Origin of the sequence: Endozoicomonas ascidiicola (assembly GCF_001646945.1) — a bacterium.
GTDB classification, from domain to species: domain Bacteria; phylum Pseudomonadota; class Gammaproteobacteria; order Pseudomonadales; family Endozoicomonadaceae; genus Endozoicomonas; species Endozoicomonas ascidiicola.
Window position 1 is genome coordinate 116,112 of the sequence record NZ_LUTV01000007.1, and the last position, 20,749, is coordinate 136,860.

Here is a 20,749-nt window from a genome sequence, read left to right on the forward strand (position 1 = left end):
GCCATTGCTTTATTTGGGCGTTTACTTGGAGGGGATTAAGTAATAGAACGCCCAAATGTTGCCAGGTTAAATACTCTGCTTACACTGCTTGGTAAATAAGATTGAAGACCAAAGCTCCATGTGGAAAGAGTGCTTTCCGGTGCAGCCAATTCTTTCTTTCTTTTCAAGAGTTTTTTTGGTTCTGGCTTCTCCTCATGCATCAAGCCATCGTCAACGTTGCTGCCTAGTAATGTTCGATCTTTACAGTTCATTAATACTGCATTGTTATGCCTTAAATGCGCTATCGTCTTCTCATTTGCTACTGAGATATTGTTAATTGTTGATTGAAGCTCACTATTTTGAGCGGACAACTTCGTTGCTTTATCCTCAGCTTGATGAAGCTTTTTGACTAGCTCCTCATTTCTGAATGATGAAATGTCTTGCTGTGCTCCCAGCATGGCGTTCATAACCATTCGTTCACTCAGTGAATCAATCTGCAGGTCTTTCATTGAACTTTTATACATGGCAGAGAGCTGTACTAATTTCTCTTTCATGGATTGAATGTGCTTTTGACACTGCATCAACGTTGCTCTTGTTTCGTCTAATAATAAATCCTTTCCGGACAATTGATTTTCCAGGTTGGTAATTTCCTTCTCCTGTTCTTCAACCTCTTCTACGGTTCTTTTAAGCGATAAGGACATACCAAGCTTGTTCATTTCAGCATCATGTAACTGGTTGCTAAGCTCCTTTATTCGGTTTTGTTGCGCTGTAATCCCGTTGGAAATTTCTAGAATGCGCTGGTCTGGCTCAATGTGTATGCGTTTTCCTTTTTTGGCAGGAGCTTGTTCATAGCTTTTCAGTGTCAGTTTCCTTTTCATGACAGGATTTGTTGATACTGTTGTAGATGCACCCTCAGCAGTTTCCAGCTTAAGCAAGAATGGATCTATGTCGTCCGATGTTAAGCTAGACTGCGACGGTGAGCTGGGCATTGAGTGGCAACCGCTATCACGGCGAGAAAATGCTTTGTCAAAGTCGGTAGCGCTGTTTTGTCTGTTATCAAGTGACAAGGGCGCCAGGTTGTTGAAAGCTTTTTGTTGATCCTTGTCTTGTTTGATAAATGGGCTGCCAGATACCGCTTTTTTAGCCACTACTCTGCTGTAACTCATAGCCTGACGGGGTGGCTTGCTGTCTTTGGAGTGATGCTCAAATTGATTGACTAATGTTGCAAACTTGCCTGTTAGTAGATTCGATTTCATTTTTATTTCCCCCCCTCTTATCGTGAGACATCAAATTCAGGCGCTTCAAAATAATGAAGACTACGATCTTTAGTCTTGAAATAGATGCTCAATTCGTTGTGATGAGAAGACTTTATTACTGAATGCCTGTTGCAAACAATTAGACTTTGTGCTGATTTAGACGTTGGTATAAGGACTTTGATTGGTTAGAATCCACTCCTTTCGGTTTAAGGTTGACAGAGTTCATGCCTCGTTTCGCCGCCAGTATTCAATATGATGGCTCTCACTATTTTGGGTGGCAAAGTCTTAAAACAGGCTTGCCAACCGTTCAAGCTGCGGTCGAAAAATCGCTTTCAACAGTGGCTGATCATCCGGTATCGGTGGTTTGTGCAGGCAGAACCGATGCACGGGTTCATGGCTCCAATCAGATTATTCATTTTGATTCAGATTCTGTCCGTACGGAGCGGGGTTGGGCTTATGGCGCCAATGCCAATTTACCCGATGATATTGCGGTCAATTGGGTTAAGCCGGTTTCAGATGATTTTCATGCCCGTTTTTCAGCAAAGTGGCGTCGATATCGATATGTGATTTATAACCATCCTATTCGTCCGGCACACTTGTCCAAAGGTGTCACCTGGAATTACCGGCCTTTGGATGTGGCGCGGATGAAAGAGGCGGCAGAATACTTAAAAGGTGAACACGATTTTACCTCGTATCGAGCCATTCAGTGTCAGGCAAAAAATCCGGTGCGCACCATCACCCGTATGGATATCTCCCGCCATGGCCCGTTGATTGTGATCGATGTGCAGGCGAATGCTTTTCTACACCATATGATTCGTAATTTTGCGGGTGTTTTAATGGCAATTGGTTGCGGTAAACGGGAGCCAATCTGGGCAAAGGTAGTGCTGGATGCCCGTGACCGTGGCCAGGGTGGTGTCACCGCGTCTCCCTGTGGTCTCTATTTTATTGATGTTGGTTATGATGATGTGTTTGGTTTGCCTGAGAGCGAATCGAATCCGCACTTTATTGCTCCGCTGCTCCCCCTTTGAATTGCTGGTAAGAACGACGAGCGACACTGGAGAGGAGAGGAAAGGAGAGTGCAGTATTTACCGAAAGGTTCTGATACTATCAACAATCTTTGTGCCTCCTTAACCGAAGACGGGAAAAGTAGACGGAAATGGATGTAACTCCCCGTATCAAAATTTGCGGAATTACCCGGCCTGAAGATGGTCTAATCGCCGTAGAAAACGGTGCAGACGCCCTTGGGCTGGTGTTCTATGCCAAAAGCGCCCGTTATGTTACAGCGGAGCAGGCGGCTGAAATTGTTTCAGTATTACCGCCGTTTGTCAGCGTCGTGGGTTTGTTTGTGGATGCACAAGAAGCACTGATTCAATCGGTTATAGATACGGTGCCGTTGTCTTTACTTCAGTTTCACGGTAAAGAAACAGAGGCCGAGTGTTCCCGTTGGGGAATGCGCTATTTGAAAGCCTTTCGGGTCAGGCCTGATCATTCGGTTGAAGACATGGTCACGCCCTATCACTCGGCTTCAGGCTACTTGCTGGACAGCTACAAACCCGGCGAACCGGGCGGCACTGGGGAATCATTCGATTGGGAATTAATTCCCCGATCGTTGAGCAAGCCTGTCATTCTGGCAGGTGGGTTAAGTCCTGATAACGTTAATCAGGCAATTAACAGGGTTCGACCCTATGGAGTTGATGTCAGCAGCGGCGTGGAAGCTCGCCCTGGCATTAAGGATCACGACAAAATCAAAGCCTTTATGAAGGCGGCGGGAAGATGATGGTCGATCAAAAGAAAAGTGATGTCTTGTTTAATGGTCATTATGACCAGCCGGATCTGATGGGCCATTTTGGCCGGTTCGGCGGCCGTTTTGTAGCTGAAACGCTGATGGGTGCTCTGGAAGATCTGGACAACACCTGGCGTGAGCTCTGGCAAGACAAGGCGTTTCAGGCGGATTTTGATCGGGATCTGGCGGACTTTGTTGGCCGTCCATCTCCGCTCTATTTAGCTGAACGCTGGACCAATGAGCGCGGCGGCGCAAAAATCTACCTGAAAAGGGAAGACCTGAATCATACCGGCGCCCACAAAATTAACCATGCGGTAGGTCAAGCATTGCTGGCCAAGCACATGGGCAAAACCCGGATTATTGCGGAAACCGGCGCCGGTCAACACGGTGTTGCTTCGGCCACGGTAGCCGCTCGCCTTGGGTTAGAGTGTGTGGTGTATATGGGCGCTAAAGACGTAAAACGTCAGGCTCTTAACGTGTATCGTATGAAGCTGCTCGGCGCTACCGTGATTCCAGTTGAGACCGGTTCCCAGACGTTGAAAGATGCCATTAATGAAGCACTTCGTGACTGGGTGGCCCGTCCGGAAGATACCTTCTATTTATTAGGTACGGTGTGTGGCCCGTCTCCTTATCCTGAAATGGTGCGTAACCTGCAAAGCATTATTGGCCGTGAAGCCAGACAGCAGATTATGACTAAGGAGGGAAAGCTGCCTGATGCCCTGGTCGCCTGCGTCGGTGGCGGCTCCAATGCGATGGGGCTGTTCCATGAATTTATTAAAGATACCTCGGTCAAGCTGTACGGTGTTGAAGCTGCTGGCCATGGTATTCACACAGATAAACATGCAGCACGCATGAGTTCCGGTCGCCCCGGCGTTTTGCAGGGTGCCAGAACCTATCTGATGACCGATGAGCACGGCCAGATTATTGAAAGCCATTCTGTGTCTGCCGGTTTGGATTACCCAGGCGTTGGACCAGAGCACAGTTACCTCAAGGATATTGGTCGAGCAGAGTATCCTGCTGCCACAGACGATGAAGCGCTGGATGCGTTCAGAAAGCTCACTCGTCTCGAAGGCATTATGCCGGCGCTGGAAAGTGCTCATGCCCTTGCCTACGTGGATAAATTGGCTCCGACCATGGATAAAGATCAGATCATCATCTGCAACTTATCCGGCCGTGGTGATAAGGATATTCATACCGTTGCCGAGATCGACGGCCTTGATGGGTTTGAAGAGTAAGGAATGCCAGAATGAGACTGAAAAACTGTTTTGAGCAGCTTCAGGCCGGCAATCGCAAGGCGCTGATTCCCTATGTGTTGGCGGGAGATCCTCCGGGCCAGACCATCAATGTGATGCACCAACTGGTGGCAAGTGGCGCTGATATAATCGAACTGGGCTTCCCATTCTCCGATCCGGTGGCCGATGGACCCGTGATTGCGCAGGCTCATGAGCGGGCTGTATCACAAGGTGTTACATTGACTGACGTTTTTGCAATGGTTTCTGAGTTCCGTCAGACCGATAATGTCACTCCGATCATCCTGATGGGTTATCTCAACCCCGTAGAAATTATGGGCTATGAACGTTTTGTTGAGATGGCCGCCGACGCCGGCGTTGATGGTGTGCTGATGGTGGATTTACCACCGGAAGCGGCTGGAGAGCTGCATGGGCTGCTTCAGGAACGTGGGCTGGATATGATCAAGTTGATCACACCCACTACGTCGGATGAACGTATTAAAAAGATATGCAGTGTGGCCAGTGGCTACCTCTATTATGTTTCTCTCAAGGGAGTGACCGGCGCCGCGACATTGGACACCGTTGAAGTGGCCGAGCGTGTGAATCACATTCGGCAATTCACCGATGTACCGGTTTGTGTCGGTTTTGGTATTCGTGATGGCGAATCGGCGGCGGCCATCAGCCGAACCGCTGATGGCGTCATCGCAGGCAGTGTGCTGGTTTCGGAGCTGGCGAAGTTCGCCACTGAAGGGCAGGCTGTCGTTGAGCGTGTGGGTGAAAAAATGACTGAAATGCGCTCAGCCATGGATAGTTTACAGGATAAATGAATGAGCAACTGGCTAGTCAATAAACTTATTCCGTCGCTTTCTCGCTCTGCCGCTGAGCAGAAGAGCAGTAGTGTGCCGGAAGGTCTCTGGCGCAAGTGCGTAAAGTGCGAAGCCGTGCTTTATCGTCCTGAGTTGGATCGTAACCTAGGGGTGTGTCCGAAATGTCAGCATCATATGCGGATTTCAGCGCGCACCCGATTGAATTACTTTTTTGATAAAGAAGGACGTGAAGAGCTTTTCACTGATCTTGAACCTGTAGATCTGTTGAAGTTTAAAGATACCAAAAAGTACAAAGATCGCCTGGCAGCAGCCCAGAAGCAAACCGGTGAAAAGGATGCCTTGATTGCCATGCGAGGCACGGTGGAAGCCTTGCCAATGGTGGCCGTGGCCTTTGAGTTTTCGTTTATGGGTGGTTCCATGGGCTCGGTGGTGGGTGAGAAGTTTGCCCGTGCGGCGGAGTTGGCTTTGGCCGAGCGCATCCCGTTAGTATGTTTTTCTGCCAGTGGCGGCGCCCGTATGCAGGAAGCGCTGTTTTCTCTGATGCAGATGGCAAAAACCAGTGCTGCGTTGGAGCGAATGAAGCAGGCCGGGATTCCTTACATCTCCATGATGACTGATCCGGTTTACGGTGGTGTGTCTGCCAGTCTGGCCATGTTGGGTGATATCAATATGGCGGAACCTGGTGCGTTGATCGGTTTTGCCGGTCCTCGTGTTATTGAACAGACCGTTCGTGAAAAACTGCCGGAAGGTTTTCAGCGCAGTGAGTTTCTGCTGGATCACGGTGCGATTGATATGATCGTGGCGCGATCTGATATTCGTTCAACCATTGGTAGGCTGTGTCGTAAGATGCAGTATCAGCCGCAGCCGGATACCCAGTTTCCGGATGAGGTGAAGAGTGAGGCAGTGGTTGCCTGATAACCCATAAGGGGCGCGGCAATTAAGATTTTATCTTCATCTCGTTCCTGCGCTTTTATGCCCTTTGCGTATTTCTAGGTTGTGTCAAAACTCTCAAATCACCTCGTTCCCATGTAGAACGAGGTTGTCGCGAAACCTGTAGGTCGGTAATTCTGTAAGAATTGCCGACATCCCGAAGGCCTGTAGGTGCTGATTGTCGGCAACCCTTTGGGTTACCGACCTACGACATCTGCTTTAAATGGTCTTTAGCGGCAGCCTCAGAACCATGGGAACGAGATGCTTGGCTTTCATTGGAGAGATGTCGTTGAAGTCTGAAAAAAAACTCGATCAATGGCTTAAGTGGCTGGAAGAAACCCGTCCTGAGCATGAAATTGATTTTGGCCTGGATCGTATTCGTCTGGTGGGCGAAAAGCTGAACCTGCTCAAGCCTGCGCCTTTTGTCATTATGGTGGGCGGGACAAATGGCAAAGGGTCAACCTTGGCGGTGCTTGAGTCTATATTGCTGGCTGCTGGCTACAAGGTTGGTCTCTTCACATCACCGCATCTATTGAAATTTAATGAACGCATTCGGATTAACGGGCAGCAGGTCTCTGATGAATGGCTCTGTGACGCTTTCGAAAAACTGAATGAAGGGCGGCAGACAACATGGTTAACCTATTTTGAGTTTGCCACTTTGGCTGCCGTTGATTGCTTTCAAAGAGCAGAAGTGGACTTTGCCCTGATGGAAGTGGGTATGGGCGGGCGCCTTGATGCGACCAATGTCGTTGATCCTGATATTTCCATTATCACGACGGTGGGTTTGGATCATCAAGAGTACCTGGGCTTCAGCATTGAAGCGATTGCCAAAGAAAAAGCAGGGATAATGCGATCAGGAAAACCTGTGATTTTTGGCAGTGATCCGGTTCCAGACTCTGTGGTGGAAGCGGCATCGCGTCTAGAGAGCCAACTGTATCGACGTTCCGTTGATTTCGATCTAAACAATAGTGATAAAAGCTGGAGTTGGTCTGGTTTGACTCGAGCGGGTGAGGCTTTGAACGCCGATGATTTACCGCTGCCAGATGTGGTGATTGATAATGCTGCCACGGCACTTCAGGCATTACAGTTTGTACCAGAAGTTATTAGCATCGAGGCAATTCGCAAAGGTTTGTCTGGCGCGGCAGTTAAAGGGCGGTTTCAGCGAGTCACAATGAAAAACGACGCTGGTAATGACATCGAGTTGATTCTGGATGTCGCTCACAATCCTCAGGCCGCAGAGAAACTGAGCCAGCGACTGCAAGAGAACCCGGTTACTGGTGTTACTCGCGCAGTCATTGCTATGTGCAAAGACAAAGATTATATGACGGTGGCAGACTGTCTCAGTGCTCATATTGATGACTGGCGCGTGTCTGAATTTGTTTCGCCAAGAACATTGAATACCGCAGAGTTTGCCGAAAAGCTAAAAGCCAGAGACTTTGCTGTCTTTGAGTTTTCGTCAATTCCTGAAGCACTGAATGATGCGTTGAATCACTCTAAGCCAGGCGACCGCATATTGGTCACCGGCTCATTTATGACCGTATCAGCGGTGCTTGCTCTGGTGGCTTAAGGGTCAGCCTCGGGGGTGATGTTCTTTATGTAACTCGGTCAGGCGATGGTTGGCAATATGGGTATAAATCTGTGTTGTTGACAGATCACTGTGGCCGAGCAACAGTTGTACAACCCGAAGATCTGCCCCGTGATTTAATAGATGTGTGGCAAAGGCATGGCGAAGCACATGGGGCGACACATCGGACTTTATTCCGGCAATGGTGTTGTAGTGTTTGATGCGATGCCAGAAGGTTTGCCGCGTCATTGGTCGCCCATAACGGCCGGGAAACAGAGTTCTGCTTTCATAGTTGTTTAACAATTCACTACGAGCCTGTTTTAGGTAACTTGCCAGCCAATCGATGGCTTCCTGCCCCATGGGAACCAACCTTTCCTTACTGCCTTTTCCTGTCACGCGAATCACGCCCTGACGTAGATTGATGTTATCCAGATTCAGATTGACCAGTTCGGATATTCGCAAACCGCAGGCATAGAGCAGCTCCAGCATGGTTCGGTCCCGCAGGCCGATGGTGGTGTCTGTGTCCGGGCTGTTCAGCAGTGCATTGACATCGTCTTCTGATAAGGTTTTGGGTAGTGCTTTACCTTGGCGGGGCATTTCTATGTTAGCAGTGATATCAGTGAGTATTTGATGATTTTGCAGCATGTGGCGATAGAATGCCCGCAGGCTTGAGATCTGACGAGCCGTGGAACGAGGATGATATTTTTGCTCGAAACGCCAGCCAAGGAATGCTCGAAGGTCATCTTCTGAAGCGTCCACTAAATCATTTTCCTGTTCTTTCAGCCAGTTGCTGAAAAGCAATATGTCTCTTTGATAAGCCTCCCGGGTGTTTTTACTCAACCCTCTTTCCAGCCAGAGATGTTGAAGGAATTCCTGAATGATGGGCGATGAAGGGGAGGGCATATGTCTGAATGGTCTCTCAAATTTCTCCAGATAGTGTATTCGGTTTGGGCGTGTAAACGAAAGGTTTAAGGGTGCTTCTTGTAATCGAATTTCTCACAGATGGTCGCTGCCTAAATCTTGGCAGCCGTCCATTGAGTCAGAAATTGACCCGCGTTATAAGCAATATTTTCCAATCGATCGCAAGTGCCCATGGTCATATAGGAAGCAATGGACTTGGTGATCATTTGAGGTGGCTCATTGTTTTGATGCAGCGTGGCTGTGAAAGTCGCGACGGAGCCTGGTCTTATGGCTTTGGAGCGCCAGTGATGAGAAATGACATCGATAAAATCCACGGTAATGCGGGCATTTTTAAGAGTCGGCTGGTGGTTAGCTGAGTCGTTAGTTTTCAGGTTGTTTGATTGTGCAGCAAACAAAACACTTCTTTCCATACTGTCGGACATTTTGCATTCAGTTTGCATGCGCTTACTAAAGTTGCTTGCGCTGTAGCTAATGGATTCCAGTTCAATGTCTGGCGAGAGCTGGCTGGGCTTTGGTCCGAGAGCTATCGAGTGAGCCTCGCTCTCTTTATGATTATCTGAAAAGCTGCTCATTAATAAAGCTAAGGGAAAAGCAGATATTCCTTTTAGTATCACTATGTTTTCTCTTTTATTTTTATGGTTGGTTTTATTAAACGTTTCACGAACAGTATGGTTAATAAACAAGGAAGTATTGTACTTGAATCACACCTCAGATTCAGTAGAAGTCTGAGGCGTGACTAATCGCTGGTGTTTACAGAGCTTTGATAGCCTCCAGTTGCTCGGCCAGTTTGGCTTTTGCAGCTTGTGCCTCAGCCAGCTTGGCCTTCTCACTTGCCACCACTTCTGCTGGTGCTTTGCTGATAAACTTTTCGTTATTCAGTTTACCCTCAAAGCGCGCGACTTCTTTGGCATAACGATCCAGCTCCTTGCTCAGGCGGGCAATCTCTTTATCCTTGTCGATCAGGCCTGCCATTGGCACCAGTACTTCCATCGAGCCAACCAATTGTGTGGTCGACATGGGTGCTTCCTCGCCGGCTTCCAGAACGCGAATATCGTCCAGTTTGGCCAGTGATTTCAGGAAGGTCAGATTGTCTTCCAAGCGAGCGATGTCGTCTGTAGATGTATTACGCAGCAGCACATTCAAAGGCTTGCCCGGGCCAATATTTAACTCGGCACGAATATTTCGGATGCCGGAAATAAACGACTTCAGCCATTCAATGTCGCGCTCTGCAGTTTCATCAATTTTGCTGGCGTCAGAAACCGGATAGTTTTGCAGCATCAGGGTTTCGCCTTCTACGCCGGCGCTCTGTTTGATGTTCTGCCAGATCTCTTCGGTGAGGTAAGGCATGAATGGGTGAGCCAGACGCATAATGCTTTCCAGTACTCTCACCAGTGTACGACGGGTGCCCCGTTGGCGTGCAGCCGGTGCGTTCTCATCCCACAGTACAGGCTTGGAGAGTTCCAAGTACCAGGCGCAGTATTCATTCCAAATAAAGTCATAAAGATTCTGGGAAGCGTGATCCAGACGGAAGTCTGCCAGGTTCTTCTCGATCTGGGCTTCTATCCGCTGCAGGCGAGAGATGATCCAGCGGTCAGCCAGAGTCAGATCAATCGGCTCATCATTTAATCCGGTGTCCTGACCATCAATGTTCATTTTTACATAGTTGGCAGCGTTCCAGATTTTGTTGCAGAAGTTCCGGTAACCTTCCAGACGATTCATATCCCAGTTGATATCACGACCGGTGGATGCCAACGAGTACAGGGTGTAGCGAAGGGCGTCCGTACCGTGGGCAGCAATGCCTTCCGGGAACGCTGCGCGGGTGCGTTTTTCAATTTTGGCGGCCAGTTGTGGCTGCATCATATTGCCGCAGCGTTTCTCTACCAACGTTTCCAGATCGATACCGTCGATCATATCCAGTGGGTCAAGGACGTTACCCTTGGATTTGGACATTTTGTCGCCGTTCTCGTCACGAATCAGACCGGTGACGTATACATACTTAAACGGTACCTGTGGCTTGCCCCCTTTCCCTTCTGAAGAGTCGTCTTTCATGAAGTGCATGGTCATCATGATCATCCGGGCTACCCAGAAGAAGATGATATCGAAACCGGTTACCAGAACATCTGTTGGGTGGAAGGTCTTCAGACGATCCGTCTGTTCTGGCCAGCCCAGAGTACCGAATGTCCAGAGTGCTGAGGAGAACCAGGTATCCAGTACATCCGCATCCTGTTTCAGAACCACTGGGGATGGGATGTTATGCTTCTCGCGAACTTCTTCTTCGTTGCGACCAACATAAACATTACCAGCGTCGTCATACCAGGCGGGAATACGGTGACCCCACCAGAGCTGACGAGAGATGCACCAGTCTTGAATATCCCGCATCCAGGAGAAGTACATGTTTTCGTATTGCTTTGGTACGAATTGAATACGGCCATCTTCGACTGCTTCAATCGCTGGTTCCGCCAGAGGCGCTGCACGAACAAACCATTGGTCGGTCAGCAGTGGTTCGATAACGACACCGGAACGGTCGCCGTAAGGCACCATTAAGGTGTGGTCGTCTATTTTTTCCAACAGACCCAGTGCATCAAAGTCGGCAACAATCTGTTTGCGAGCCGCGAAACGTTCCATGCCGTGATAGGCTTCTGGAATAATGGTGTCGACGGTTTGGTTCACGGTGCCGTCATGATTGAAGGCTTCGCCTTGCTGACGAATATCACCGTTCAGCGTCATGATGTTAATCATGGGCAGGTTGCAACGTTTGCCCACTTCGTTGTCGTTAAAGTCGTGGGCTGGCGTGATTTTTACGCAGCCGGTGCCTTTTTCCATATCTGCGTGTTCATCGCCCACAATAGGAATACGACGGTTGACTAATGGCAAGATGATCTCTTTGCCAATCAGCGCTTTGTAGCGCTCATCTTCCGGATTGACGGCAACGCTGGTGTCACCCAGCATGGTTTCCGGGCGGGTAGTGGCGACCACAATGTAATCTTTGCCTTCAGCGGTTTTCTCACCGTCGGCCAGCGGATAACGCAGGTGCCACATATTGCCTTTAACTTCTTTGTTTTCTACTTCCAGGTCAGAAATGGCGGTGTGCAGTTTTGGGTCCCAGTTGACCAGACGTTTGCCGCGATAAATCAGATCGTCTTCGTACAAACGAACGAAGACTTCCTGAACGGCAGCGTAAAAGCCTTTGTCCATGGTGAAGCGTTCGGTATCCCAATCCACAGATGCACCCAAACGACGAAGCTGGCGGGTGATGGTGTCGCCAGACTCTTCTTTCCATTCCCAGATTTTGTCGGTGAAGGCTTCGCGGCCATAGTCGTGACGGGTTTTGCCTTCTTCAGCCAGAATTTTCCGTTCAACCACCATTTGGGTTGCGATGCCTGCGTGGTCCGTTCCTACCTGCCACAACGTGTTATGGCCTTTCATACGGTGGTAGCGGGTCAGGGCATCCATAATGGAATCCTGGAACGCATGACCCATGTGCAAGCTGCCGGTGACATTCGGAGGCGGGATCATGATGGAGTAAGGCTGACCTGCTCCGGAAGGTGAAAAATAACCTTTCTCTTCCCAGTTTTGATACAGGGTGCGTTCTATGGCTTGGGGGTTGAACGTCTTTTCCATAACTGCTGTCCAGTCAGTATTCGATCATTAACCTGAGCGGTTGGCTCTGTCTTTGGAGATTGTGCCGTTGCTCATGGTTTGGATATGGGCAAACCGGGAATTATACACGGAGCTAAAGGGTTCGTAATGGGGGATTGGTGAGTAATTGGTGTGTATTCATTCAGGCAGGGAACTTTTTGCATCAGAGCTGGACAAAATATCAGGTTAAACAAACTATGTTCGAGAGTTATTGAGTTATGGCTAATAGTGTATCTGACAGTTCGTCAACCTCCGGTGGTTCCTATTTCGCACAAGTAAAATCACCTCAGGGAAATGCGGTTTTTGAGGGGATGCAGGTTGAGTTGGCGGAGTCTGCTTTTAGCACGGTAAATCAGCAATTAAATGTATTTTCCCCCGTTCAAAGAAAAGAATTACTGAAGCGACTTGTTGAAGTTCATAACGACAGTAAAGATGTAAAAAACGCTAGCGCCCAGATTTTTAATGGAACTCGAGAGCCAGAGGCGTTTAGTGCCAAATATCCCAATGTAACTAGTTTTATTCAGTCAAAACTGATCAATGAGCTTGGGCTGGAGCGTAATCAGGTTGCAAAAACTGCTTTTGCAATCGGGAAGTTTGATTTTTTTCAAGCTGGTGTGAGTGAATACCCTAATGACCTGGAAATGAGCCAAGTAAGGTGCTTTGAAAAATTGTTCGCAGAGTTTGGTACCGATAGTGCTTTTTTCAATATTTTTTTATGTGTGAATAGTCACGATATTATCTTTCCTGGTCAACAAGAGAGCGCACGGCGTTTATTTGATATGAAGGAAGCTGCGAACTTGGAGAATATTGAAGGGCGGCCTCAACAAGGTGCTGCGGAATGTCCGTATTTGGCTTTATTAAATTGTTCTGGGTTATGGGGAACAGAAGTTCCGATGTTAGCAAGAAAGTTAAATTTGTCGGAACCGCAGCGTGGTCAAGATCTCGAACTTCAGTGGCTGGAATTATTGAATAACCATTTTTGTCGAGGTGAGCATGCACCTATGGCGAATCTAATTGATGCGTTGCGACAATGTGGCAATGAACAGGGCGCACAAGAAGTGGAAGGCCAATACCCGCACTGGCCGTAAGTGTAGTTTTTGAATTTGAAGGCCATCAGGTAACCGCCTATTCAGCCGGGTAAATTATGCACTTCCGGTTCAATGCCTAGTTGTCGGTAGCTGCGGAATTTATTTCTAGAGATTGTTTTTTGCCCTGGCGATATCACTACGATTTCACACACGCGGTCAAATCGGGTGAAAAATTGCGGAACTTCTGAATTCAGATTGATTAATAGTCGATTTTGCGGAATGGAGGGGGTGTCAAAGCCCAGTGTGATGGGAAGGTTGTTTATTGAGGTTGAATTGTCTTCAGAATCAGCGGTTCCCGTAACTATCCCGTGAGGCAGAAAGCTGTCCTCCCGCCAGGCCCATAACAATTTATCCAATGCTACACAGCTGCTTTCATCATCTGTGTGAATGTGCATTGGCAATCCACCACGCCATGCTTTTTCTACCAGTTTGCAGGCAAATTGTTCAGCGCTTTGCTGGCTGTTTTCAAGAAGATAGAAAGTGACTCGAGTCATTGGCTGCAAGTGTATCTCTGAGAGTGGAGAAGTTGATGAGACAAATGTTATCAGCCAAATAAAATTTCGGATAGAGATGGGTGGAAAATAAGGTAGGAAACAATCCGGCATTTGCTAATGCCGGATTGAAGATTTGATGATTACTGGTTGATACGGTTCAGCAGGAATTGCACCAGCATTGGCACCGGGCGACCGGTAGCCCCTTTGTCTTTGCCAGATTTCCAGGCGGTACCCGCAATATCCAGATGCGCCCAGGGATAGGCTTCTGCAAACTTGGCCAGGAAGCAACCTGCAGTAATGGTGCCAGCACCTGGGCCACCAATGTTGGCGAGATCGGCAAAGTTACTGTCCAGCTGTTGGGCGTACTCCTCGCCCATTGGCAGTTGCCATGCTTTATCCATGGAGCCTTTGGAGGCATCCAGCAATTCTTCCGCTAATGCATTATTGTTACTGAGCAGGCCGGTAGTGTGATGACCAAGTGCAACAATGCAGGCGCCGGTCAGGGTGGCGATATCAACCACGGCTTCCGGCTTGTAGCGTTCTGCGTAGGTGAGTGCGTCACACAATACCAGACGACCTTCCGCATCGGTGTTCAGAATTTCGATGGTTTTGCCAGACATGGAGGTAACGATGTCTCCAGGGCGGGTCGCTTTGCCACTTGGCATGTTTTCCGCTGCAGCCACCATACCAATGACGTTTAATGGCAGATCCAGATCGATAATGGCATTCATAACGCCAAATACACTGGCAGCGCCGCACATATCAAACTTCATTTCGTCCATGGCAGCACCCGGTTTCAGAGAGATGCCACCGGTATCAAAAGTAATGCCTTTGCCAAGTAGAATAAGTGGCTTGGCGCCGCGCTTACCGTTTTTGAATTCCATGCAGATCAAGCGGGCTTCCTGTTCGGAACCGGCGCTGACGGACAGCAGGGAGCTCATGCCCAGATCGGACATTTGCTTTTCATTGAGGATTTTGGTGGTCAGCTTAGCGTGACGTTTGGCCAGTGCTTTGGCTTCATCGGCCAGATAGGCTGGATGACAAATATTGCCGGGAAGGTTGCCCAGCGTTCTGGCTACGTTTCGACCGCTGCCAATGGCTTGACCTTCTGCAAGGCCAGCTTTTACTTCATCAGCGTTTTTACGGTCGGTTAAAAGCACTACTTTTTTCAGTGCCGGATCTTTACCACCGTCGTTTTTGTACTGGGAGAATTGATAGAATGCGTATTCGACGGCTTCCACCAATTGACGAGTGACCCATTGATGAGATTTTTCAGCAACCGCAAGTTCGTCAATGGCGATGGTAATGTCTTTGGATTTGATCGCTTTAAGCTGTCCAGTCAGGTTGGCAAGCAGTTTACGGAAGTCGGCTTCGGACAGAGGAGTATTCTTTTCACCGAGAGCAACTAATAGTAAGCGCTCAAAAGGCGCATGATGCGTATGCAGCAGCATGAGCGAATGACCGGCTTTGAACTCCAGGTCGCCTCGCTTTAATAGGCCGGCCAGATACCCTTCGGTCAGGGTGTCAATGGCCGTGGCGGAGGCGGGTAATTCTTTTTTTGAGACGGCAATAGCAAGACAGCCGGTTTTCTGTTTTTCTGCGGCGCCGCTTTTAACTACAAATTCCATAGTCTCTCCGAGAGGACAAGTTATCCGATTTCATGGATAATAATACGGTTGAGCCATTTCAACCAGAGTCATAGTGCAATTGCATCACTGTTTTGATACTGAATTCAAGTCTTACGACGATGATCGTTCAGTTGGTATTCTGGTGCTGTGCCTGGGGCTACGGCTTATTTCGACTTTTTTGTGACTTTAATGAATAGTGTCAGGGCATGCCTTTAATTATCTATCGCTACCTCTCACGCCAGATGCTGCAGGTGATGCTGGCTATCACTGCTGTCGTGTTATTGATCATCATGAGCGGCCGCTTTGCCAATTATGTGGCTCAGGCGGCAACCGGCACTCTGAAGGCTGAGTTTCTCTTTGCCATCATGGGCTATCGAATTCCGGAATTTCTGGTGATGATTCTCCCCCTGGGTTTGTTTCTGGGAATTATTCTGGCCTATGGTCGTCTTTATGTAGACAACGAGATGACGGTGCTCAGCGCCTGTGGGCTAAGTCGCAATCAACTGTTTGGCATGACATTGCTGCCATCGCTGATGGTCATGGTGGTGGTGGGGGTTTTAAGCCTCTGGATTGCGCCGGCCGGGGTCATGAAAGTTGGGCAGATTTTTGATCAACAGGATTCATTAACCGAGTTTGATACACTGGTTCCCGGCCGGTTTCAAAATATAGGTAAGGGGCAGAGAGTGACCTACGCTGAGTCACTGTCCGATGATAAACAGCAAATGAATCAGGTGTTTATCGCAAACCGCAACACGGACAGTAATAATGTTGGCGCGATGACGATTCTGGTTTCTGAATCGGGTAAGTTAGAAGAAAACGTGGGCCAGGATGGGCGGCGCTATTTGTTGTTAAAAGATGGCTATCGTTACGATTTGACGCCGGGTATTCTGCCAATCAGAGAGACTTTGTTCAGCAGTTATGGTTTTCGAATGGAGCAGAAGAGTGCTGCCAAATGGTCAGGGAAGGAGCAGGCGTTACCAACTGCCCAGCTGATAAACTCTGACAAATTAGCTTATCGTGCCGAGCTGCAATGGCGGTTGTCTTTGCCGCTGTTGATTCCGGTGATTGTTTTGCTGGCGTTGCCTCTCGCTCAAGTGAATCCAAGGCAGGGGCGTTATGTGAAATTATTGCCCGGTATTCTGCTGTATCTTTTTTATCTGTCGTTGTTGATGAGCGGGCGAGGGGCTATTGAAGATGGGCGGTTACCTGTAAATATTGGTCTCTGGCCGATTCATGGCTTGTTTTTGTTGATTGCTTTGACGTTGTATTTCTTTGAGCCGGGCAAGCTCTGGCTGTCACGCCGGAGGGCTCGCCATGCGTAAGCTCGATCGTTATATTTCCCGCAATGTACTGGGTTCTACGGTTCTTGTTCTGCTGATACTGGTGTTTCTGGAAGCGTTGTTTTCGTTTTTGGGGCAGCTGGAAAATGTCCGTGGTAATTATCAGTCCGTGGACGCCTTACTCTATACGCTGTTGATGATCCCGCGAAAATTGTATGAACTGATCCCGGTTTCGGCATTGGTTGGGTGTCTGGTGGGGCTCGGCTCCATGGCATCGAACAGTGAACTGGTGGTGATGAGGGCGGCAGGTATCTCCCTCTGGCGAATGCTGGCCTCTGTTATGAAACCCGCGCTGCTACTGATTTTGACCGGACTGCTGTTGGGTGAATATCTGGCACCGATGACAGAACAGATTGCTGAAACTCGCAGAGCCATCGCCCGTTCCGTTGATGGTTCTTATTCCGGTGAAGGCTTCTGGCATCGGGAAGGCAATGAATACATGTACTTCAATGCGGTTGAACCCAACGGTGTATTGTATGGTGTCAGTCGCTATGAGTTTGATGAGGATATGGTGCTGCAGGAAAGCTCTTTTGCCAAGCGAGCTATTTATCAGGCAGATCATTGGTTGCTGGAAGAAGTAACTACCCTTAAGCGGGATGGGGATCGCTTTGTGACCGAGCAGCAGTTGATCGAACCCTGGGAAACCAATCTGACCACTACGTTGCTAAAGGTCGTGGTGGTTAAACCGGAAGCGTTGTCTATTTCGGGCTTGATGACCTATTCGGACTATCTGGCGCAGCAGGGTTTGAATTCTGGAGAGTATAGCCTGGCCTTCTGGGAGAAGGTGCTTCAGCCTTTGTCTATTCTTTCTTTGGTGCTGGTGGGTATCTCGTTTGTTTTCGGTCCTTTGCGCTCGGTAAGCATGGGGTACCGGGTGTTTGCCGGAGTGATTACCGGTGTCGTCTTTATGGTCGTGCAAAACCTCATGGGGCCATCGAGCCTTGTGTTTGGCTTTCCGCCAGCGATCTCTGTTTTGATGCCCATTGTCGTCTGTTTGGTGATTGGTGCTGTGATGCTGAAAAAGGCCGCCTGATCATTATCGGGTTGAGCCTGAAAGCAAAAAGCCATCCGATTGATATAAACGGATGGCTTTTTTTGATTTAGAAGCATTGCAAAACAATGAAAGGATTAACGACGAATTCTGCGTTCTCTTTCCGCAGGGTGCCGGGCTTCAACTTTCACCGGGCAGTACAATCTGCTCTCTTCCTGTTGTTGGCCACATAGGCGACGAAATGTCTCCGTAAGCTGTAACAGAATTTGTTCAAATAATTGGGTGTTCATACTGACAACTCCTCTCGTCGTGCATGACCTGATATGCGTTCGATGGTTATCGAGCGTTCTCATGAGGGGCATATGTGACCCGCATACTCATTCTAATACGGATAAGTATAAATACCAATCCGTTTTCGTTTATTGTCTATTTGTACATAAAGTTTACTGCTTTGCTTTTTTAGGTAGCAGTATGACTTTTGACCGAGAAGCCATGTCTTGCCAACTGCGTTTATCCTTATCCAGAATAGCCCAGGCGAGCCCAATACCACCCAGTAGCAATGAGGGTATGGCAACGATAAAGCGTAGTAGGCTTTGACCGGGTGAAATTAATTGGTTGTGCTCACTCACGACTTTTATTCGCCATGCCAGCATGCCGAGAGTCTGTCCATTTCGGGTCCAGAAAAAGCCGTAGAAACCATAGGTCAGCACTAGTAGGGTGGAGTAAAAAAATGGGCCGCCAAGGTTGTAGCCTTCTGCCGTCATTTGTCGTAATTGTTCATTTCCATAGATCTGAATCTGGATAAACAGGTTGATGAACCCCACCAGAAAGAAAAGAGCGAGGATCAGAAAAGAATCATAGAGCATAGAAGCAACTCTTCTCCAAAGAGGCGCTGGAGTGACGTTTATGGCGTCCATTGTGTTTTAGCCTTGTTATTTCAACAGAGCCTAGTTTATCTGGAAATGATATCTGAATGAAATGAAGTTGTTGTCTATGCTTGATTAGTGATTGTCCAGTTTTTCCATTCGTTGGTCGATAGTTCTCCAAGATTACCTTTTCCTTTTGCAAATGGCTTTGTGAGGTCCATTATGATGTGGCTTGAGCTCTGTGTGGTGCTGGGTTTTATCTATCTAGGGGCCAGATTGGGCAGCATTGGCATTGGGTTTGCCGGTGCTGCCGGAGTCATAGTGCTGACTCTTGGTTTTGGGCTCGAGCCCGGGTCCATTCCGGTGGATGTCATTCTGATTATCATGTCGGTCATTGGTGCCGTGGCAGCCATGCAGGTGGCCGGTGGATTGGGTTATCTAGTGCAGCTGGCAGACGGCCTACTCCGCAAACAGCCAAAACAAGTGACCTTCTTTGCGCCTTTGATTAGCTATTTTATGACGCTCTTGGCGGGCACCGGGCATACTGCCTATTCAACATTGCCAGTGATTTCTGCGGTTGCTCAGGAAAATGGTGTTCGACCTTCTCGCCCTTTAAGTATCTCTGTGATTGCATCACAGGTAGCAATCACCGCATCACCGGTGTCTGCAGCGGTTGTCGTATTCAGTGGTCTCCTAGAGCCGTTGGGAGTGGGTTACCTTGATCTGCTTTTTATCTGTATACCCACAACACTGGCTGCGGTGATGCTGACGTCGCTGGTTTGCAATTACATGGGGTGTGAACTTAAGGATGATGAGGTGTATCAGCAGAGACTGGCAGAGGGGTTGATCAAACCCCATGGTAAGGTTGAGCATCGTGTCTCCTCCGGAGCCAAATACTCAGTGCTCATTTTTCTATTAAGTATTATTGCAGTGGTTATTTATGCAACACTCATCAGCGACAAAGTAGGCATTATTCAGGACCCGATTTTACCCAGAGACAGTGCAATTATTTCCATTATGCTGACGGCGGGTTGTCTAATTACGTTGGTGTCGGGAATCAATACCGGAGATATTCTTAATGCCCAGACGTTTAAATCCGGTATGAGCGCCTGTATTTGTGTGCTGGGAGTTGCATGGTTGGGGAATACGTTTGTAGGCGCATATCTTGATGATATCAAGATGGTGGCTGGTGATCTTCTTCAGCGTTTGCCGTGGCTGTTGTCCGTCGCTTTGTTTTTTGCTTCCATGCTGCTTTATTCCCAGGCGGCAACCACCAGAGCGTTGATGCCAGCTGCACTGATGTTGGTGGATCCGGTCACGGCCATTGCTTCTTTTGCCGCAGTCAGTGCCTTGTTTGTTCTGCCTACGTACCCAACGTTACTGGCGGCGGTGGAAATGGATGAGACCGGATCAACCCGTATTGGTCGTTACGTATTTAATCATCCATTTTTTCTTCCTGGCGTGATCTGCCTGACGCTGTCCGTTACGTTCGGATTTTTCTGGGCACCGGTTATTTTGTAATTCAGCGATTAAAAAAGAAGGCTTGGCTAAATTTTAAGATCCTCTGTTATGCTGGAACGATAAAAATAACAGTGACAGGGGATCGGTATGCTGACAACGGATAATACTCTGCTGGTTATTGTGGATGTTCAGGGAAAGCTGGCCACATTGATGCATGACAATGAGGCGCTGTTTAAAAACTTGCAGGCTTTGGCTAAAGGCTCGGTGTTGCTGGATATCCCCATTCTCTGGCTCGAGCAACTTCCTGAAAAATTGGGCTCTACCATTCCGGAACTTCAAGATATTCTTTCTGATCTTACACCTATCGAAAAATCATCATTCAGTGGTTGTGGTGCCCAGGGGTTTACCTCGGCTCTAAAAGCCAGCGGACGACAAAAGATTCTACTGGCAGGTATTGAGGCGCATATTTGTGTGTATCAGACGGCAGCGGATCTATTGCTTCAGGGGTATGAGGTTGAGGTGGTGGTTGATGCGGTGTCATCCAGAACGCTGCAAAGCAAGGACGTAGCCCTGGATAAAATGTCGGCGTTGGGTGCGGATTTAACAACGGTGGAAATGGCGTTGTTTGAGTTGATGGAAACCGCTGAAGCACCGCAGTTTCGGGAGATTGCCCGCTTGATTAAATAGGCCTGATTAAATAGACCTGGTTAAATAGTGCTGAGCGAGTGACGGTCTCTCTGGAAAACCGTCACG

General features: G+C 48.5%; 19 protein-coding genes. 11 read left to right on the top strand and 8 right to left on the bottom strand.

What is annotated here, in order from left to right; translation table 11 throughout:
- Nucleotides 1–35: 35 nt before the first annotated feature.
- Nucleotides 36–1,235 (bottom strand): coiled-coil domain-containing protein, encoded by a 1,200-nt coding sequence (locus AKL11_RS19635; RefSeq protein WP_067520885.1) that lies wholly within the window; start codon nt 1,233–1,235, stop codon nt 36–38.
- Between the two features lie 224 nt (nt 1,236–1,459).
- Between AKL11_RS19635 and truA the strand changes: the two genes are divergently transcribed.
- The 6 genes from truA (at nt 1,460) to folC (ending at nt 7,571) form a co-directional block, all read left to right on the top strand.
- On the top strand, nt 1,460–2,263 hold the full coding sequence (truA, locus tag AKL11_RS19640) for a tRNA pseudouridine(38-40) synthase TruA (protein ID WP_067520889.1): 804 nt from the start codon (nt 1,460–1,462) through the stop codon (nt 2,261–2,263).
- Between the two features lie 128 nt (nt 2,264–2,391).
- On the top strand, nt 2,392–3,012 hold the full coding sequence (locus AKL11_RS19645; RefSeq protein ID WP_067520890.1) for a phosphoribosylanthranilate isomerase: 621 nt from the start codon (nt 2,392–2,394) through the stop codon (nt 3,010–3,012).
- Nucleotides 3,009–4,253: a tryptophan synthase subunit beta gene (gene trpB, locus AKL11_RS19650; RefSeq protein ID WP_216636549.1), complete on the top strand. Its 1,245-nt coding sequence runs from the start codon at nt 3,009–3,011 to the stop codon at nt 4,251–4,253. The genes AKL11_RS19645 and trpB overlap by 4 nt, the downstream gene beginning before the upstream one ends.
- Nucleotides 4,254–4,264: 11 nt before the next feature.
- Nucleotides 4,265–5,074 (top strand): tryptophan synthase subunit alpha, encoded by an 810-nt coding sequence (trpA, locus tag AKL11_RS19655; RefSeq protein ID WP_067520895.1) that lies wholly within the window; start codon nt 4,265–4,267, stop codon nt 5,072–5,074.
- Nucleotides 5,075–5,989: an acetyl-CoA carboxylase, carboxyltransferase subunit beta gene (accD, locus tag AKL11_RS19660; RefSeq protein ID WP_067520899.1), complete on the top strand. Its 915-nt coding sequence runs from the start codon at nt 5,075–5,077 to the stop codon at nt 5,987–5,989.
- 280 nt (nt 5,990–6,269) lie between these two features.
- Complete coding sequence (folC, locus tag AKL11_RS19665; protein ID WP_157673675.1) at nt 6,270–7,571, top strand: bifunctional tetrahydrofolate synthase/dihydrofolate synthase; 1,302 nt, start codon at nt 6,270–6,272, stop codon at nt 7,569–7,571.
- Between the two features lie 3 nt (nt 7,572–7,574).
- Here folC and xerD read toward each other — a convergent pair whose 3' ends face one another.
- From xerD to AKL11_RS19680, 3 genes are all read right to left on the bottom strand, one after another.
- Complete coding sequence (gene xerD, locus AKL11_RS19670; protein WP_067520907.1) at nt 7,575–8,471, bottom strand: site-specific tyrosine recombinase XerD; 897 nt, start codon at nt 8,469–8,471, stop codon at nt 7,575–7,577.
- Between the two features lie 110 nt (nt 8,472–8,581).
- Nucleotides 8,582–9,061 (bottom strand): hypothetical protein, encoded by a 480-nt coding sequence (locus AKL11_RS19675; RefSeq protein ID WP_067520910.1) that lies wholly within the window; start codon nt 9,059–9,061, stop codon nt 8,582–8,584.
- 178 nt (nt 9,062–9,239) lie between these two features.
- Nucleotides 9,240–12,110, bottom strand: coding sequence for a valine--tRNA ligase (locus AKL11_RS19680; RefSeq protein ID WP_067520913.1), 2,871 nt, complete (start codon nt 12,108–12,110; stop codon nt 9,240–9,242).
- A 236-nt stretch (nt 12,111–12,346) separates the two neighbouring features.
- Here AKL11_RS19680 and AKL11_RS19685 point away from each other — a divergent pair, with 236 nt between their 5' ends.
- On the top strand, nt 12,347–13,216 hold the full coding sequence (locus AKL11_RS19685) for a death domain-containing protein (protein WP_067520917.1): 870 nt from the start codon (nt 12,347–12,349) through the stop codon (nt 13,214–13,216).
- A gap of 41 nt (nt 13,217–13,257) precedes the next feature.
- On the opposite strand, the gene AKL11_RS19690 is transcribed toward AKL11_RS19685, so the two are convergent.
- Entirely contained in the window at nt 13,258–13,710 is a 453-nt protein-coding gene (locus tag AKL11_RS19690) for a DNA polymerase III subunit chi (RefSeq protein WP_067520921.1), read from the bottom strand.
- Between the two features lie 140 nt (nt 13,711–13,850).
- On the bottom strand, nt 13,851–15,338 hold the full coding sequence (locus AKL11_RS19695) for a leucyl aminopeptidase (protein WP_067520925.1): 1,488 nt from the start codon (nt 15,336–15,338) through the stop codon (nt 13,851–13,853).
- Between the two features lie 206 nt (nt 15,339–15,544).
- On the opposite strand from AKL11_RS19695, the gene lptF reads away from it, so the two are divergent.
- Complete coding sequence (lptF, locus tag AKL11_RS19700; RefSeq protein WP_067520929.1) at nt 15,545–16,660, top strand: LPS export ABC transporter permease LptF; 1,116 nt, start codon at nt 15,545–15,547, stop codon at nt 16,658–16,660.
- Complete coding sequence (gene lptG / locus AKL11_RS19705) at nt 16,653–17,711, top strand: LPS export ABC transporter permease LptG (RefSeq protein ID WP_067520933.1); 1,059 nt, start codon at nt 16,653–16,655, stop codon at nt 17,709–17,711. Before lptF ends, lptG begins: the two co-directional genes overlap by 8 nt.
- A 95-nt stretch (nt 17,712–17,806) precedes the next feature.
- Here the strand turns inward: lptG and AKL11_RS25335 are convergent, their stop codons facing one another.
- Nucleotides 17,807–17,959 (bottom strand): hypothetical protein, encoded by a 153-nt coding sequence (locus AKL11_RS25335; protein WP_157673677.1) that lies wholly within the window; start codon nt 17,957–17,959, stop codon nt 17,807–17,809.
- A 153-nt stretch (nt 17,960–18,112) separates the two neighbouring features.
- Nucleotides 18,113–18,586, bottom strand: a complete 474-nt coding sequence (locus AKL11_RS19710) for an RDD family protein (protein WP_067520936.1) — start codon at nt 18,584–18,586, stop codon at nt 18,113–18,115.
- 171 nt (nt 18,587–18,757) lie between these two features.
- Between AKL11_RS19710 and AKL11_RS19715 the strand changes: the two genes are divergently transcribed.
- Together AKL11_RS19715 and AKL11_RS19720 are read left to right on the top strand one after the other, a co-directional pair.
- A complete protein-coding gene (locus AKL11_RS19715) occupies nt 18,758–20,056 on the top strand; it encodes an anaerobic C4-dicarboxylate transporter (protein ID WP_067520939.1) in 1,299 nt (432 codons plus the stop codon).
- An 87-nt stretch (nt 20,057–20,143) separates the two neighbouring features.
- Nucleotides 20,144–20,683 carry a hydrolase gene (locus AKL11_RS19720; RefSeq protein WP_067520943.1) on the top strand — a complete coding sequence of 180 codons (540 nt, stop codon included), beginning with the start codon at nt 20,144–20,146 and terminating at the stop codon, nt 20,681–20,683.
- Nucleotides 20,684–20,749: the final 66 nt, after the last annotated feature.

Coding starts and splice junctions, on each gene's coding strand:
- lptG (WP_067520933.1), top strand. CDS start 16,653: ATGCGTAAGCTCGATCGTTATATTTCCCGCAATGTACTGGGTTCTACG.
- AKL11_RS19715 (WP_067520939.1), top strand. CDS start 18,758: ATGATGTGGCTTGAGCTCTGTGTGGTGCTGGGTTTTATCTATCTAGGG.
- AKL11_RS19635 (WP_067520885.1), bottom strand. CDS start 1,235: ATGAAATCGAATCTACTAACAGGCAAGTTTGCAACATTAGTCAATCAA.
- AKL11_RS19645 (WP_067520890.1), top strand. CDS start 2,392: ATGGATGTAACTCCCCGTATCAAAATTTGCGGAATTACCCGGCCTGAA.
- trpA (WP_067520895.1), top strand. CDS start 4,265: ATGAGACTGAAAAACTGTTTTGAGCAGCTTCAGGCCGGCAATCGCAAG.
- trpB (WP_216636549.1), top strand. CDS start 3,009: ATGATGGTCGATCAAAAGAAAAGTGATGTCTTGTTTAATGGTCATTAT.
- AKL11_RS19685 (WP_067520917.1), top strand. CDS start 12,347: ATGGCTAATAGTGTATCTGACAGTTCGTCAACCTCCGGTGGTTCCTAT.
- AKL11_RS19690 (WP_067520921.1), bottom strand. CDS start 13,710: ATGACTCGAGTCACTTTCTATCTTCTTGAAAACAGCCAGCAAAGCGCT.
- AKL11_RS19720 (WP_067520943.1), top strand. CDS start 20,144: ATGCTGACAACGGATAATACTCTGCTGGTTATTGTGGATGTTCAGGGA.
- AKL11_RS19680 (WP_067520913.1), bottom strand. CDS start 12,110: ATGGAAAAGACGTTCAACCCCCAAGCCATAGAACGCACCCTGTATCAA.
- AKL11_RS25335 (WP_157673677.1), bottom strand. CDS start 17,959: ATGAACACCCAATTATTTGAACAAATTCTGTTACAGCTTACGGAGACA.
- AKL11_RS19675 (WP_067520910.1), bottom strand. CDS start 9,061: ATGAGCAGCTTTTCAGATAATCATAAAGAGAGCGAGGCTCACTCGATA.
- truA (WP_067520889.1), top strand. CDS start 1,460: ATGCCTCGTTTCGCCGCCAGTATTCAATATGATGGCTCTCACTATTTT.
- accD (WP_067520899.1), top strand. CDS start 5,075: ATGAGCAACTGGCTAGTCAATAAACTTATTCCGTCGCTTTCTCGCTCT.
- xerD (WP_067520907.1), bottom strand. CDS start 8,471: ATGCCCTCCCCTTCATCGCCCATCATTCAGGAATTCCTTCAACATCTC.
- lptF (WP_067520929.1), top strand. CDS start 15,545: ATGCCTTTAATTATCTATCGCTACCTCTCACGCCAGATGCTGCAGGTG.
- AKL11_RS19710 (WP_067520936.1), bottom strand. CDS start 18,586: ATGGACGCCATAAACGTCACTCCAGCGCCTCTTTGGAGAAGAGTTGCT.
- AKL11_RS19695 (WP_067520925.1), bottom strand. CDS start 15,338: ATGGAATTTGTAGTTAAAAGCGGCGCCGCAGAAAAACAGAAAACCGGC.